15 protein-coding genes are annotated in these 15,522 nt (G+C 68.9%); all 15 read left to right on the top strand.

Features of this window, described 5'->3' with window-relative positions; translation table 11 throughout:
- Positions 1-90: 90 nt before the first annotated feature.
- The 15 genes from MKK82_RS08890 to MKK82_RS08820 all read left to right on the top strand — a co-directional run bounded on the left by MKK82_RS08890 (position 91) and on the right by MKK82_RS08820 (position 15,515).
- Positions 91-3,516: a hypothetical protein gene (locus MKK82_RS08890; RefSeq protein WP_243985344.1), complete on the top strand. Its 3,426-nt coding sequence runs from the start codon at positions 91-93 to the stop codon at positions 3,514-3,516.
- A gap of 8 nt (positions 3,517-3,524) precedes the next feature.
- Complete coding sequence (locus tag MKK82_RS08885; protein WP_243985343.1) at positions 3,525-4,103, top strand: hypothetical protein; 579 nt, start codon at positions 3,525-3,527, stop codon at positions 4,101-4,103.
- Positions 4,104-4,106: 3 nt separating this feature from the next.
- The gene (locus MKK82_RS08880; RefSeq protein ID WP_243985342.1) at positions 4,107-4,613 is read left to right on the top strand and encodes a DNA circularization N-terminal domain-containing protein; all 507 of its coding nucleotides are present in this window, start codon (positions 4,107-4,109) and stop codon (positions 4,611-4,613) included.
- Between the two features lie 9 nt (positions 4,614-4,622).
- Positions 4,623-5,603, top strand: a complete 981-nt coding sequence (locus MKK82_RS08875) for a hypothetical protein (RefSeq protein ID WP_243985341.1) — start codon at positions 4,623-4,625, stop codon at positions 5,601-5,603.
- A 3-nt stretch (positions 5,604-5,606) separates the two neighbouring features.
- Positions 5,607-6,800 (top strand): phage baseplate assembly protein, encoded by a 1,194-nt coding sequence (locus tag MKK82_RS08870; RefSeq protein ID WP_243985339.1) that lies wholly within the window; start codon positions 5,607-5,609, stop codon positions 6,798-6,800.
- On the top strand, positions 6,800-7,312 hold the full coding sequence (locus MKK82_RS08865) for a phage baseplate assembly protein (RefSeq protein ID WP_243985338.1): 513 nt from the start codon (positions 6,800-6,802) through the stop codon (positions 7,310-7,312). The genes MKK82_RS08870 and MKK82_RS08865 overlap by 1 nt, the downstream gene beginning before the upstream one ends.
- A 10-nt stretch (positions 7,313-7,322) precedes the next feature.
- Positions 7,323-7,889 (top strand): phage GP46 family protein, encoded by a 567-nt coding sequence (locus MKK82_RS08860; RefSeq protein WP_243985337.1) that lies wholly within the window; start codon positions 7,323-7,325, stop codon positions 7,887-7,889.
- Positions 7,889-8,992 (top strand): baseplate J/gp47 family protein, encoded by a 1,104-nt coding sequence (locus MKK82_RS08855; RefSeq protein WP_243985336.1) that lies wholly within the window; start codon positions 7,889-7,891, stop codon positions 8,990-8,992. The genes MKK82_RS08860 and MKK82_RS08855 overlap by 1 nt, the downstream gene beginning before the upstream one ends.
- Positions 8,993-9,000: 8 nt before the next feature.
- The gene (locus tag MKK82_RS08850) at positions 9,001-9,420 is read left to right on the top strand and encodes a hypothetical protein (RefSeq protein ID WP_243985335.1); all 420 of its coding nucleotides are present in this window, start codon (positions 9,001-9,003) and stop codon (positions 9,418-9,420) included.
- The gene (locus MKK82_RS08845) at positions 9,417-10,235 is read left to right on the top strand and encodes a putative phage tail protein (protein WP_243985333.1); all 819 of its coding nucleotides are present in this window, start codon (positions 9,417-9,419) and stop codon (positions 10,233-10,235) included. Before MKK82_RS08850 ends, MKK82_RS08845 begins: the two co-directional genes overlap by 4 nt.
- 88 nt (positions 10,236-10,323) lie before the next feature.
- Positions 10,324-11,337 carry a hypothetical protein gene (locus MKK82_RS08840; RefSeq protein WP_243985332.1) on the top strand — a complete coding sequence of 338 codons (1,014 nt, stop codon included), beginning with the start codon at positions 10,324-10,326 and terminating at the stop codon, positions 11,335-11,337.
- Positions 11,337-11,819 carry a hypothetical protein gene (locus MKK82_RS08835; protein WP_243985331.1) on the top strand — a complete coding sequence of 161 codons (483 nt, stop codon included), beginning with the start codon at positions 11,337-11,339 and terminating at the stop codon, positions 11,817-11,819. The genes MKK82_RS08840 and MKK82_RS08835 overlap by 1 nt, the downstream gene beginning before the upstream one ends.
- Before the next feature lie 9 nt (positions 11,820-11,828).
- Positions 11,829-12,224 (top strand): hypothetical protein, encoded by a 396-nt coding sequence (locus MKK82_RS08830; RefSeq protein ID WP_243985330.1) that lies wholly within the window; start codon positions 11,829-11,831, stop codon positions 12,222-12,224.
- Positions 12,221-13,096, top strand: coding sequence for a hypothetical protein (locus MKK82_RS08825; RefSeq protein WP_243985329.1), 876 nt, complete (start codon positions 12,221-12,223; stop codon positions 13,094-13,096). Before MKK82_RS08830 ends, MKK82_RS08825 begins: the two co-directional genes overlap by 4 nt.
- Positions 13,097-13,193: 97 nt before the next feature.
- Positions 13,194-15,515, top strand: a complete 2,322-nt coding sequence (locus MKK82_RS08820) for a hypothetical protein (protein ID WP_243985328.1) — start codon at positions 13,194-13,196, stop codon at positions 15,513-15,515.
- Positions 15,516-15,522 lie beyond the last annotated feature (7 nt).

Genomic DNA, 15,522 nt, shown 5'->3' with positions numbered 1-15,522 from the left:
GACTGGTACTCACGCGCGGTCGAGCGCGCGGAACGCCGGGAGCGGGAGCGCCCGCGGGCAGGACAGCGCGGGCGCTGAGGGGGGCCTTGAATGGCGAAGACCATTGAAGCTCGCCTCGTCATCTCGGGCGAGGACAAGGGCGCCAGCGCCTCTATCGCCAGCGTGGTGAAGAGCGTCCGGCAGCTTGAGGAGGTCTCGAAGGTCTCGGCTCCCCTGCAGCGGATGGCCAAGGACTTCCACCAGGTCGAGCAGGCGTCCAAAGCGGTCAACGCCGCGATGTCGGCTCGGTCCGGGCTCGCTGCCGCAGAAGCTGGGCTAAAAGCCACCACCAGCGCGGCGCAGGCGACCGCGAAGGCCCTTGAGCAGGCCAAGGCCGCTCGATCTGCCTTCGACGGCGTGAAGGCCGCGAAGGGCTCTGCTGAGGCGAAGCAGATCGAGGCAGCCACTGCGGCGGTCCGCAACTACACGGCCGCGCAGAAGAAGGCCGAGGGCGACGTGCGCCGGGCGACGGCGGCCGTGGCCGCACAGTCTTCCGCGCTCCAGCACGCAGAAGCATCGGCTACGAAGTTCGGAGCCGACCTGCGAAACCTTGAGGGGCATCAGCAGCGCCTACGCTCGACGACGGAGGCCGCGACCGAGGCTATGCGTCGGCAGATCCGTGTCGAGGAGCAGGCGGCCCGCGCCACCGCGCATCACGCGAAGGAAGAGGCTGAATTCCTGCGCCATCGTCGGGCGCATGGGTTGATCGGTGCCAGCGCAGCTGTGGCCAGCGGCGCCGTTGGAGTTCACGGCGTCGGTCACGTTGTGGCCGAGAGCGCGAAGTCCGGCGCCGAAGTCCAGAGCAACCGCGTCGATATGGCGAAGGCTGGCATCGGGTTCGCCGAGCGTCAGCACATCACCGATCAGAGTCTGAAGCTCGCTGTCCAGTACAAGAACGTGACCCAGGCCTCTGTCATGGAGCTCTGGAAGGAGATGCGGTCCGTGATGACGGATCCGCACGAGGTCGACCACATCATCGATCCGATGGTGCGGGCCAAGTCGCTGCTCGACGCTAAGGACAAGACCGGCACCGCTTCGCACGGGCTGAACCTGCTCGTGAAGGGCGCCGAGGCGATCGGCGCGGCGAAGGACCCGGAGCGGTTCACCAAGTTGCTCGACGGCTACCTGAAGGCCATGCAGGTCATGGGTTCGACGGTGACGCCGGAGGGCATCTACGAGATGCAGAAGTATTCGAAGACGTCCGGTGGGCGTTGGTCGGATCGCTTCGTCATGACGACTGCGCAATCACTAGGCCAGGAACTTGGTGGCTCGACCGCTGGTAACTCGATCGACGTGGCGACACGCCAGATCGTCGGTGGGATGCAGAACCTGCATTCCAAGGCCAAGGAGTTTGCCCGGATCGGTCTCATCGACCGGAAGAATCTCGACATCCTGAAGACGGGCGAGGTGAAGGGCACCAAAGCTGGCGTCAAGCACGCTGTAAAGGGTGACGACCTCGCCGCTTCGGACCTCGACCAGTGGGTTTACACGGTTCTGCTGCCGCACTTGGAGAAGGCTGGCATCAAGACCGAGAGCGACCAGATGGCCTGGGTGCAGAAGAATTTCACCGGTACGGGCGCCAACGTCGTCGCTAAACTGATCCAGCAGCGGGAGAGCTTCGAGGCCCACGCCAAGATGTACGAAGGCGCGACCGGCTTGAAGGGCGCTGAACTGAACCGCAGCGATCCCAATGCAGGGATGGGTGCCCTCAGTAAGTCCTTCGAGACCTTCCTCGGCGTACTGTCTTCGCCGATCATGGCTCAGTCCGCACATGCGCTCGACTCGATCTCCGCGGGGATCGGCTCGTTCTCTCTGCGCATGGACGAGTTCAACAAGGCGCACCCGACCATCGCCAAATTCGAGGCACCGGTAGCGGCCGGCGTTGGGCTGGCGGGGGCCGGGCTGGCGTCGGCCGCGATCTACAACGCCTTGAGCAGCGGCTTCGGCCTGAAGACCTCGGCTGCGGCACTGGACCACTCGGCCATCCTGCTCGACGCCGCCGCGATCCGGCTGCAGGGCGGCACGGTGCCGGACACGGTGAAGACCATGGCTTCGGCAGGCGCTCCAGCGCTCGCTGGCTTCGGACTGGGCGGCATCGTCGTCGGCCTCGGCGCTGGGGCCGCTGTTGCAGGCTACGCTACCGCGCAGGAGATGCCGAAGGTACTCGCCGAGAAGGGGGCGGCCTCGGTCGATCCGGCGACCGGCGGCGCGACCGAGGCGAACCCAATGGAAGGCCTTGCGCCGGATACCCCGTGGGTCCGCGATTGGTGGACGAAGACCATGCCGACCTGGGCTGGCGGTAGCGAGGAGGCCGGCAAGAAGGTGGGCGAGACGATGGGCAAAGCCATCGTCGATGCACCGCTGCCGCCGAAGCGCCCGGCCATGCTGGAGGACTTCAAGACCAAGGCCGACGAGACCGGCGTCGAGGCGGGCAAGACGCTGCTCCAGAAGATCACCGAGGCGGTCGGGGCCGGGATCATGCTCCCGATCAACTTCGTGCCCGGTGGAGGTGCGGGTGGCGGCGGAGGTGGCGGTGGACTGATCCAGCGCGCGAGCTTCAGCCCGGGCGGCGGTGGCTTCGGCGGCAGCGTAGGTGGCGGTGCCGGCTCAGGGGGCGTCGGGGGCGGAGGTCTGGCGCGCGGCGATGGCGGAGCTGGGGGCTCTGGCGTCGGGCGCGTTGTCCCCAGGGGCGCGTTCGGTCTCGGCACCGGAGCCGGCGATAGCTGGCACGAAGCGATCATGCGGGCCGAGGGAACGGCTGGCAAAGACCCCTACAACGTCGTGCTCGGAAACGGTCGCTACGGCTTACCCAACAAGCCGCTGACCGATATGTCGCTGGCCGAGGCCTACCGCTTCGGCCGGACGGTTCGCGCCCGCCATGGGTCATCCTCGGCGCTCGGTGCGTTCCAGATCGTCGGTCAGACCATGAAGACCTTCATGGGCGAAGCCGGCCTCGGCTGGGACGATAAGTTTTCACCCGAAAACCAACGCAAACTCGCCGACGTCATCCGGCGCCGGCAGGGGTTCGGGGCCTGGGAAGGGTTCAAGGTCCACCGGGGCGAACTGGGGAACGCCCGTCGGTTGGGTGCCTACAAAAGCGCCCAGGATGGCGAACCCAAGCTCGTGAAGGGCCTCGACGGCAAGGAAGGCCTCGACCTCGGCAACGGCACGATGAAGATGCCGGACGGGTCGATCCGGTCGATCACCCGCAGTGGTCTGGAGATCCCGGAGGCGCCCGCGGGTGGTCTCGGTGCGGGCACAGGCGGCAGGGCCGACATGCGTGCGGCGGCCGACCGGATGCATGCGGCGGCCGAGCGGTTTGAGAACGCCGGATTCTACGGCCAGATCGAGCTCACCGGTCTTCGGCGCAGCGGCGTTCGCGCCACCTCTCTGAAGGTACGGGGCCGCGGCGGCATGACGGCGGATCTGGGCATCTCCGAGCCCGGTGCGAAGGAAGACCTGAGCGACTGGACCTGAGATCGGCCATGGCTCTGAACATCTCCGCTCAGACCTCCGGCATGGAGGCGATGAAGGGCCTGGACGCCTTCGGGAAGCGCCTCCCGAACGCCCAGGCCAACGTCCTGAACCGGATGCTGACGAAGACCCGCAGCGTGCTCGTGCCGGTCCTGGTGAAGCAGACCGGCCTGTCCCGGCGGATCATCGACAAGGCGGTGCGGCCCGTCCGGGCCTCGCCCCAGAACCCGCGCGTGATGCTGATTACCCGCGGCGGCGAGATCTCGTTCCGCTACTTCGGCGCGCACGAGGTGGCCGGCGGTGTCGCCGCGACGGTGCGGGGCAAGGCCGATTTCGTCCCGGGCGGCTTCCGGCGGTCCGGCCCGCGCGGGCGGCGCCAGATGGTCTCGAAGCTGAACGGCCAGGTCTACGTCAACGTGGACGGGAAGCGCTGGCGGGGAAAGATCATGAAGGAGAAATCCGGCGTGTTCATCCCCTACGAGATGGTCAGCGGCCAGACCGCGGCGACCTTCAACCGGATGGTCGAGACCGACCTCCTCGTCGAGGTCGAGCGCGAGCTGGCGAAGTTGCTGCCGGGCGGGGCGCGCTGACCGGTGCGTAACTGGCCGAAGACCATCCCGGGCGCCTCGTTCAAGGGCTTCCCGTTCCACGTCGAGGACGAGGGAATCGGCGAGTCCGGTCGCCTCGTCGCGCTCCACCCCTACGCCAAGGCCGAGGTCCACGGCACCGAGGACATGGGCCGGAAGGCCCGGACCTATCACGTCACCGGCTACATCGTCGGCGACGACGCGGACGCCGCAGCGATGGCCTTCGTGGAGCGGTGCTCGACGCCCAGCGCCGGCATGCTGGTGCTGCCGATCACCGACCCGATCATCGCGCACTGCGTCGGCTGCTCGACGAACAACCGCAAGACCGAGATGGGCAAGGTCGCGTTCGACCTGAAATTCCTTGAGCAGGGGTCGGAGGCCGGCGGACCGTCCCCGATCGCGCTCGGCGATCGCATCGCCCAGGGCGCGCTCGACACCCTCGGCGACATCGTCTCCGATGCCATCGCGGCGTTCGTGCCCGACGAGCTCATCGGATTCCTGCCCCCGTTCTGAGGGATCGGCATGGCCTCGCCTCCCTCATCCGCCATCGCCGGCGCAGCGGTCTCGGCGGTCGCGCTGGCTGACGTGATCACGGGCCTCGCGCGCGGCCTGCCGCTGCCGGCCGCGACGGCGCAGTCTGTCGGCTCGGCCTGCCGCCGGATCGCCGGCATCACCGCGCCCCGGTTGACCAGCCTCGGCGGTGCCGCGGCGATCGCGGCGGAGCTGATCGCCACCGTGCAGGTGCTGGCCCGGGACGCCGATCCGGCCGACGCCAGCGCGGGGCTCTTCGCCGCCGCGGCGGCGACGCGGATGTGCGCGCCGTCGAGCGCCTCCCCGGTGCTCACCCAGGCCTACAGCCTCGCCCGGGCGCTGTGCGTCAGCGTCGAGGCCGCCTGCCTGGGCGAGGCGTTCCTGTGCGAGGCCCGGACGGAGTTCGGCGACCGGCAGGCGGCGAGCGCGGCGCGCGACCGGATCACCCGGGCGCTTGAGGGCGCCGTCGACCGCGTCGCGGCGGCGCTGGGCCAGCCCGCGGCCTTCGTGCTGACCACCGCGGCGAACCAGACCTGCGCGCACCTCGTGGACCTCGCCGGCAGCCTGCAACCGCTGATCCGCGCCGAGTGCGACGCGCTCCTTCCCGTCGACCGCCCTCGCGTGGTCGCTCTACGCCGACCCGACGCGCGCGCCCGAGCTGGTGGCGCGCAACCGCGTCGGGACCCCGTTCCACATGCCGGCGTCGTTCGAGGCGCTGGCTCCGAGGAGAGCTTGATGCGGGTCCATCATCTCGTTCCTGGCCCAGAGTCCTGTGTGACCTGCCGGCATTTCGGCCGGATCGATCCGATTGTTCTGCTTGGGGGCAATGATCCAAACCAAGGGGTCTGTCGGTTCAGAGCGCCCCACTTCGTGGAAAGTCTGGGCGCCCCAAACGCGGTGTGGCCTGTCGTGTCGATGTTCATGCTCTGCGGCGAGTTTGATCGCGCATACGACCCGCCGCTCGGGGCCTGACTCGTGGCCGGTGAAGGAGAGATCGTCAGCCTGATCGTCGGTGGCCACGCGCTCCAGGGTTGGCAGGGCGTGCACATCACCCGCTCGGCCGAGGCCGCCGCAATCTCGTTCTCGCTCCGATGCACGAACCCGGCCTGGACCGACGAGGCGGACGCCGTGCGCCGCGGCGGTTTGGTCGAGATCCAGGCGACCCCGGACGAGGATGTCGGCGCGCGCGGCGGCGGCGACCTGATGTGCACCGGCTACGCCGATGAGTACGAGTCCGAGACCGGGCGCGGCGCGCGTCGCGACGTCGGTATCGCCGGGCGCTCGAAGGCGGGCGACGCGATCGACTGCCCGCCGACCAAGCACAAGACCGGGCTGGTCGAGAAGAAGGACCTGCTCGGGGTCGCCAAGGAGTTCGACGAGTTCGGCATAGGGTTCTTTACGGACCAGACGCTGGCCAAGATCCCCATGGTTCAGCACGTGCCGGGCCAGCCGTTCTTCGTGACCTTGGAGCGGGAGGCGCGGCGCGAGGCGCTGCTGCTGATGGGTCAGCCCGACGGGCGGGTGAAGATCACCCGGGCCGGCGGCAAGCGCCACGCCGGGGCTCTCGTCGAGGGCGAGCCGCCGATCGAGAGCATCAAGCTGCGGCTGTCGATCAAGCACAAGCGGTCGCACATCCACGTGCGCGGCCAGAAGAGCCTCGGGACCGACAAGGACAGCCTCCGCCAGGAGGAGACCGAGGAGGACGACAGCGTCGAGCGCTATCGCCCGGAGATCCTGTTCAACGAGGGCTCGGACACCTCGAAGGAGCTGAAACGCCGCGCCAAGTGGCGCAAGCTCCGCCGCTCGGGCTCCGGCATCTCGATCATCGCCTGCGTCGCATCGTGGCGCGACGAGGCCGGCCGGCTCTGGGAGCCCGGCAACCTCGTGGCGGTCCGGATGCCAAGCGACAAGATCGACCAGGACCTCGCGATCTCGACCGTGACCTTCAACCAAGTGGTCGGCGAGTCTGAGGGGTCCGGCACCTGGGCGGACCTGACGCTGGTGGACCCGCGCACGCTAGGCGCGCAGTCCGGCGGCAAGGGCTCCGGGTCCGGCGCGGGCGACGGCGGTGGTAGCGAGAGCCCGGACGTCGGCGCTGGCCTCGACGACGCGCAGCTCGACGATTCGAAGATCGACTACGGCGCATTCTCCAAGCGCGGGGGCGCCTGATGGGTGGCCGCCTCTTCCGGGTCGAGCACGTCGAGGCCGACGACGACGGCGAGCAGCAGACCCTGACGCTTCACGGCCTGCCGAACGAGACCCTGAAGAAGGTCCCGCGCGTCCAGCACTTTGGGCTCAGCTCGAACCCGCCCGTTGGCTCCCACGGCATGGGGCTGCAGTTCGGCGGCGACGATGGCGGTCGATTGTTGAACGCGGCGCTCGGCCTGGAGCACGCGCCGTCCCGGCCGCGCAAGCAGAAGCCGGGGCAGACCACCCTCTACGACGACAAGGGCAACGCCACCCGCTACCTCGGTGACGACGGGATCTGGCACGACGCCAAGGACCGGCCGCAGAAGATCACGGGCAAGACCATCGAGATCACTGGCATCAGCAAGGTGGTGGTGAAGGTCGGCGGCACGACCGTCACCGTGACTGCGGGGCGGGTCGATCTCGGCGGCGAGGGCGGTTCACCGGTGATGACCCAGGCGGGCCCCTCCTCGGTGGTCTTCGCCAAGACCTGATCGGATCGCTATGCTGCTCACCCTGACGCCGCTCGCCGATGCGGGCGTGGTCGCGCTGCCGCCGGATCTGGTCTGGCAGAAGGCCGACGGCACCCCGGCCGGTACCGGCTACGGCGTGCGCAGCGACTTCGCGGTCGCGGTCACCGCCGCGGACGGGCCGGGCGGGCTGGAGGCGAAGAACCCACTCCGAACCGCCGTGATCGCGCTGCTGTTCACGGACGTGCGGGTCGAGGGCTACGAGATCGATGCCGGGCGGGCCGGCGATCAGCGGGGCTGGCCCGGCGACGGATTCGACATCGATGTGGCCTCGGGGGAGCAGCCGCTCGGCTCGAAGCTGTGGCTGCTGCGCCGGATGGACCTGAACGACCAGACCGCGATGTGGGCCCAAGCCGAGGCCAAGCGGGCTCTGAAGCCGCTCCAGACGCAGGGCCTGTGCGTGAAGATCGAGGCCACGGCCACGCCCGACTTCGAGAACGACACGATGTGGCTCGCGATCGCGCTCTACGGGCGCGACGGTGCGCAAATCTACGCGTCGAAGTTCGACTTGGTCTGGAAGCTCGCCACCGGAGGCGTCTGATGCCGGGCTACACGATCCGATCCCTGGCGCAGCTCGCCGCAGAGGCCACCGGCGCCTTCGTGCAGTCCGTGCAGGGGACCGCGACCAAGCTCTGGCCGAACGTCTGGCGCGTCGAGAGCAAGGTGCTGGCGCTGATCGGCTTCGAGATGGAGCAGCGTCGGGCGTGGCTGGTCAAGCAGCTGTTCGCCTCGACCGCCGAGCGCGTCTGGCTGATCCGCCACGGCTTCGAGCTCGGGCTCCAGCCCGACCCGGCCGGCACCGCGATGGGGACGGCGACCGCGACAGTCACTCCGGGAACGGTGGTGCCGATCGGGCTGCAGTACGCCCGGGCCGACGGCGTGACGTTCTCGACGGTGGCGACGATCACGGCGACCGGGAACAGCGTCAGCCTTCCGCTGGAGGCCGACGTCGCGGCCGCCGCGGGCAACACCTCGGCCGGTACGCTCCTGACGCTGGTGAACCCGGACGACGCCCCCGTGGGCCTCGCCGCGACCTGCGCCGTCGACCCGGCCTCGGACGGCGCCGGCCTGTCGGGCGGCTCGGACGAGGAGAGCATCGAAAGCTTCCGCGGCCGCGTGCTCTACCGGAAGCGCAACCCGCCCCAGGGCGGCTCGGTCGCCGATTACGTCGAATGGGTGCAGGCCGCTGTCCCCACGGTCAACGCCGTGTTCGTGGACAGCTTCCAGAACGACGCCCGCTCGGTGTGGGTGCAGTTCACCGTTACCGATCAGCCAAACGGCATCCCGACGGCGGGGCAGATCGCGGCCGCTCAGGCCTACGTCGACGATCCGATCCGCCGCCCAGTCACCGCCCGGGTGTTCGTGTCGGCCCCGATCCCGGTCCCACAGAACGTCGTCGTGGCCGGGTTGAGTCCCGACACCGCCGACATCCGCGCTTCGGTGCGTGCCGAGATCGCGGCGGTCTATGCCGACCGCGCGCGGCCTGGGATGCCCTCGAACCCGTTCCAGTTCTCGGGATCCTGGCTCGACGAGGCGGTCTCCCGCGCGACCGGTGAGAACAGCCACGGCCAGGTCACTCCTGGCGATCTGACGTTCACCTCGGGCAACATGCCGGTGTTCGGCTCGGTCTCGTTCACGGCTTGAGGATCACCATGGCCGGTATTCGTCAGTGGCGACCCATCGCCGAGTGCCCGCCGAACCTGCGGCGCGCGGTCGTGTTCGATCCCGAGATGACGTGGCTGGGCCGCCACGACGGATCGGTGGTCGACGAGCGCGTCTCGACCGCCGAGCGCCATACCGACGGTCGCTGGCACGTCGAGCGCGCTCAGGGCGACGGTGCCTTCTACGAGCCCACGCACTTCCTCGAGCCCGGTGTGCCGAAGGATCAGGCGGCCATCCCCGACGTCGAGGCGCTCCGGGCGAAACTCGATGCCGAGGACGAGGCCCGTCGTGCCGACCAAGCGCGCGCAGCCCGGGAGAACGAGGCGCGCGAGCGCGGGGTGAAGCACGAACTGGAGAGCTTCTGGGCCGACCCTGATAAGCGCCTGCGTGCACTGTCGGGTGATCCGTGAGCGGCGGTTCACCCGTCAGCAGCGCGGCACCGGGCTGGCCCTGCTACAGCTATCCGACGATCCCACCGTCGGTCGTCGATGTCGAGGCGCAGCCCACCGCCGACAGCCTGCTGCCGCAGATCCTGCCGCTGACCCCGCGTGGGGCAGCCTGGGGGACCGATGAGGTCGGTGACGGCAAGGGCGCGTCGCCGGTTCAGCTCACCTTCTGGAAGGCCCTGGCGGGCTGGGCCGCGACCCACCTGGGCCTGGATTGGACTGCGGCGACGCAAGCCTTCCCGTCGGCCATCACCTACACCCTTCTGGATTGGGAGAAGGAGTTCGGGCTGCCGGGGCCTTGCAGCTCGGGCGAAGGCGGCATCCCCGTCCGTCAGAGCGCCGTGCGGGCGAAGTTCGGATCGGTCGGCGGGCAATCGCCGGGCTACTTCGTCTGCCTCGCCTACAGCCTCGGCTACGTCGTCACGATCGAGGAACCGACCCAGTTCCTCTGCGACGTGTCCGAATGCGTCGGTGACGCGATCCAGGAGACGTACTTCTGCTGCGACACCGATCCGGTCGGCGAGGATGGCTCGCCGCTGGAGGGCTTCATCCTGCCGACCGATGACGCGGCTGGCGATCAGGTCTCCGACGACACGCTCTGGAAGCACTGGATCGTTCACGTCCGCACGCCCGGTGAGACGTGGTTCCGCGTCGACGAAGGCGAGTGCGCCTATGACCCGCTGGAAGGGTTCGTGCCGGCCGTGGACCTCGAATGCGCGATGCGGGCCGTCTGCCCGCCGCACACCAAGCTGACCTTCTCCTACGCGCTGGCGGCCTGAGCCCCGCGCCTCCCGACCTTGCCAGACAGGCCGGCCCTCCCGCCGTCAGCGGCTGAGTGGTCGCGCCCGTGCGCCCTCGGAGACCTCGATGCTCTACAATCCGCCGTCCGGATCGTCCGACCCGAACGCTCCGTATATTCGGAAGAACGTCTCTGCCGGCACGCAGGGCTCGAAGGTCCCGCCCGAGGCGATCGAATACACGCAGCGCGAGATCGTCGCCCTAGAAGCCATTGCAGGCTTGGCCCCGACCAACACCGTGCTGGTGCAGGCCGCGATGGCGCTCGGCCGCGGCATCTGGGTGGGCGCCCTCACCGGGTCGGGCGACCTCGCGGTGGCCACACTGGGTGTAGTGCTGCCGTCGCTCATGCAGGGCATGCGCATCGGCGCAGTCGCGGCAGCGACGAACCCGTCCACTGCGCCCAGGCTGCGTGTCGTGAATCTGGGGTCAGCCGGCGCCTACGTGGACTTCCCGATCCTCAAGGCTGACGGCTCGTCCTTGGTGCCCGGCGAGATCGTGGCGGGCCGTCTCTACCGTTACGAGGCCGATGGCGCCGGCAACGTGCTGATCTCGGGCGGTGGTCTCGGCTCCGGCGCGCTGAATCAGGCGAAGGCTGCGGGCTCGCCGTTCAACAGCGTGGCGCTCCCGACGACCCAGCGTACCAACGCGAGCGGGTCGACGGCCGGTGCGCTCGTCACCGTCGTGACCGGCCTGACTTTCTCGAAGAAGAGCGCGAGCTCTCTGCTGCGGATCGGAGGCAGCTTCTACTGCCACTCCCCCGTGGTGCCGGGCCAAGGCAGCGGTGCGGTTTCGGTGCGCGCCATCGTCACCGTCTTGGCGACCGGGGCGACCTTCAGCGACGATCGCATCCTCAACAACACCTTCCTCACCAGCGGCGGCGGTGCGGCAGGCTCGGGCGGGAACTCGCATCGCTTCCGGTTCGCAGGCGTGCCGGCCGGGTCGCTCGGTCTGAACATCGCGCTGAAGCGCGACGACAACCTGGCTTGGAACACGATCTACGGCGCGACCGGATCGGATCTAGGCGGGCTGCCTACGCCCAACCCCTCCCTGTTCGAAATCGACGAATTGGAGCAGATCTCGTGATGCGTCTTTCCGCCGACCTCGACGAGGGCGTGGTCCGCGCGCTCGGCCTCAAGGCACATCCGACCGGCTTCTCGATCGAGCACGTCCTCAAGGACGCGACGCTCGTCGAGGACGAGACCGGCCAGCATTATGCGGATCCCACCATCGTGGCGCTGGAGGTCACCCCCGATGTGGCGCTCGCCGCCGATGGTCGGCCGACCGGTTACGACGCGATGCTGTCCGAGCTTCGCACCCCCGCGAGCGTGACGAGCGCGCAGGCGAAGATCCAGCTGCGCCGCACCCCAGGGGTGAAGGCTCAGACGCTGCGCGAAGACGTGGAAGCGGTGGTGGCCGAGGCCGACGGCGAAACCCAGGACTGGTACGCCGAGGCGCGCACGTGGGAGCGGCAGAACCCCTACGTGCTCGGTTTCAGCGCCGAGCTGGGACTGAAGGCCGCCGATGTCGACGCGCTATTCATCGCGGCCGCCAAGATCGCGGCTTGATCCCAGTCCATGACCCAGATCCTCAACCTCCCGCAGTTGGCGTTCTCGGTCGCGACCGGCACCAACGAGGACTGGACGGACGCTTGGGGCTTCGTAGACGCCTCCGGGAATCCGATCTCGGGCGCTGGCATCACGCTGAACATGATGCTGCGACGTGCGGCCGACGATCCTGAGGTTCAGATCGTCGCCTCCAGCGTGTCCGGACCGGTCGGTGGCCTCCAGCTGAATGGAAGCCTGTCCTGGGGCGGCGTTGGGCTGAGCGTAATCACCCTCGCTATCCCAGCGAGCACCATGGAGGGGATTCCAGCCGGCAGCTATGTCGCTGAGGTCCAGGCTGTTGCGGAAGGCCACGTCAAAACCATTACGGTGATGGTGGTCACCATCGTCCAGGGCGTCGTGCGATGATCATCGGCACGATCGTCGTCGTCCGTCCGGCAGCTCAGTCGATCCCCGCGGGACCCGGCCTGATCGCTGGGCCACCCGGCATGAGCGCCTATGAAACTTGGCTGGCGGCCGGCAATGCCGGCTCGGTTGCGGTGTTTCTCGCATCTCTGGTGGGGGCCAAGGGGGACAAGGGAGCGGACGGCACCAACGGGACGAATGGCACCAATGGGGCGAACGGGACCAACGGTGTACAGCCTTGGCAGACCCCGCCTGCGGCCTGGGCCTCCTCCACCCCTTACACCGCGACGCCTCCAGCTTCCGTCGTCACCTACAATGGCGCTTGCTACGTCTGCTCCACCTCACACACATCCGGTGCCAGCTTCGACGGATCGAAGTTCACCCTGATTGCTGCTGCTGGCGCCTCCACGATCTCAAGCGGCTCCGTGGTCAACTCGGTCCGCGCGCAGAGTTCGGCGGTCGCTACGACGAGCGTTCAGACCCCGCTGAGCGATGTCGCTCCGACCACGAGCAACACCGTGCTCATTTCGGGCCTGAGCGTGACGATCACGCCGAAAGCCACGGGCAACAAGCTCAGGGTCCGCGCGGTCCTGCAAGGGTCGCTCAACGTCCTCGGCTCCATCGTCGGCGCGGTCTTCCAAGGAGCCGGCACGAACGCCGTCGCGGCCAACTTGGTCACTGCCGGCGGCAACGGCTACTCGGCCGAGGTGGTCGTGACCTACGAAGTCGCTGCGCCCAGCACCGCTGCCGTGACCTTCGCGGTCGGTGCGGGCTCGACCGGATCCGGTACGCTCACCGTCAACGGCGTGGGCGGCAGCCGCTACTTCGGCGGCGTCATGTTCAGCTCCATCGAAGTGACCGAGACGCTGCCTTGAGGTGCGTTCTGATCTCGACCGCTGGCTGAGCCTTGTTCGTGCTCCTACCCGTCACCGTCAACGCCGTCGCGCACTGGATTAGGAAGGCTGCGCGCTGATGGCTGGAACGTTCAGCAGCACTCAGATCCCGGTCAAGTCGACTACGGTTTGGACTAGCACGCCGGCTGGGTTCACCAAGGTTACTGCCTTAACGAGCGGAACCGCGGATGATGGCTGGCGGACCGTTGCGCTGCCGAACCCGTTCAAGTTCAACGGCACGACCTATGCGCAAGCATTCTTCGGAACGAACGGTTATATAACATTCGGCAGCGGCTCGACACTTTATACGGCCCTCAGTGAGATCAGGCCGCCGCAGCCGTCAATGCGCTTCGGCGCCGGTGATCGCTCGGCTCAAACCCTATATTACGGGCAGGATAGCACAACAGGAGCTTTTCTAGTCCGAGTGGAGGGTAGCTCGGGCAGTTCCGCTAACGCCTCTCAGCAGGTTATTTGGGAATATTACTTTTTCCCTGACGGCACGTTCATGGCCGCTGTAGGCGGCACGGGCGCGGGGACTATAGCCGCCGGCCCAACCTCCGCGACTTGGGGTTGGTCAAGCGGCTCTGCATATCTGTCCGGGGTCAACCCCGGCATTGCTCTGGGCGCATCGGGTGGACCGACTTCCGCCGTTTACCAGACCACCGACAACGGCGTCACTTGGAACGCTCAGCCCGGCAGCTACACTTACACGGCCGATGGCGGCGGCACCGGCACACAGACCGGAACGCTCGCTGCGACCGAGGCGAGGGACACGGCCGCAGCGGCTGGCTCGTCCAGCACCGCAGCGAGCCTGAGCGCCAACGAGGCCTCGGACAGCGCCTCGTTCGCCGACGCGGGCCAGCAGACTTCGGCCACCCTGGCGGCGGCCGAACCGCCAGATGCTTCAGCGGCGACAGTGGTTGCCGGCACATCGGCGGCGCTCGCCGCCACCGAGGCCCGAGACACGGCACAGGGCAGCGGCGCCACTTCGACGGCCGCAGGACTCGCCAGCACCGAGGCACGCGATACAGCGGCCGGCGCGGCGACGGCTACCGCTTCAGCCAGTCTCGCCGCCACCGAGGGACCGGACACCGCCAGCGCTTCGGCCGGTACCTCGGCCTCCGCCAACCTCGCGGTAATCGAGCCGGCCGATATCGGCGCCGGTTCGGTCACCACTTCAGCCGCGGCCAGCCTTGGTACCGCGGAGACGCCGGACGCGGCTTTCTGCGCAGCCTCGGTGGCCACGGGCGCAGCCCTCACGGCTTCAGAGGCTACCGACGCCGCGGCAGCGACAGGCTCGGCGTCGTCGGCCGCGAGCCTCGCTGCGACGGATCTGCCCGACACGGCCGCCGTCTCGACGAACGCGTCGGCCTCTGCCGCGCTCTCCGTGGTCGAGCCTGGCGATGCCGCTTTCCTCGGAGCCGGTGGTGCCGTCTCGGCGAACCTGTCGATCACGGAGCCAGCGGACACCGCCGCTGGGGCGGGCGGCACCGCGACCCAGGCGGCCGTTGGCGTCACAGAGCCTGCGGACACCTCCAGCGCGAGCGCAGCCGCAGCGACCGCGGCCATCCTCGCCTCGACCGAGCCACAGGACCTCGCATCTCTTGGGGCTGGCGGCGTCGCGAATGCGGTCCTGTCTGCGGCCGAAGCCAACGACTCCGCGTCCGCCTCAGCACGGGCCTCCGCCGGTGCCACGTTGGCGGCGAGCGAGCCGCGCGACACCGCGTACCTCGTGCAGGATGTCGGCGCACCGCTGTCGGCTTCGCTGGCGGCGACCGAGGGGCGTGATGTCGTCTCCGGCATCGGCACGATCAGCGCGGGGGTCGCGCTGGCGGCGAGTGAGGGGCGCGATGTCCCTGCGGTCGTCGCGGGCCTCACGACAGGGGTGCGGCTCGCCGCTGTCGAGGCGGGCGACGCGGCGGCGCTGGCCGCCTCGGCGGTATCGCTGGCGACGCTCGCCCCTGCGGAGACCCGCGACGGCGCGGCGCTGATCACCGCCGCAAGCGCCGCGGCGATCCTCTCGGCAGCCGAGCCTTCGGATCGATCGGCGGTCACGGCCAACCCTTCGGCGGCCGCCGGCCTCGATGTCGCCGAGGCGCCGGATGCCGCACAGGTCTCGACCTATGCCGCCACCATGGCGGTCCTGGCGGCCAGCGAGCCGATCGATCTCGCGGCGGCCACGGGCTTCCTCACCGCCATAGGGGCCGCCACGGCACAACTCGCCGTGAGCGAGCCACGGGACAGCGTCGCCACCACCGTGCGGCTCTACGCCCTTCCCGACGTGATCCTGACGGGCCGCCTGCCAGGGCCGGCTTCCCTGACCGGGCAACTGCCCGCGCCCGCCAGCCTCTTCGGCGCCCTGCCGATCCCGGCCAGCCTCACCGGCCGCCTCCCGCACTAGGAGAACC

It is taken from the genome of Methylobacterium sp. E-046 (assembly GCF_022829625.1).
In the GTDB taxonomy this organism is placed as follows: domain Bacteria; phylum Pseudomonadota; class Alphaproteobacteria; order Rhizobiales; family Beijerinckiaceae; genus Methylobacterium; species Methylobacterium longum.
The sequence above is the reverse complement of the archived record's forward strand: the minus strand, read 5'-3'. Positions and strand labels throughout refer to the sequence as shown.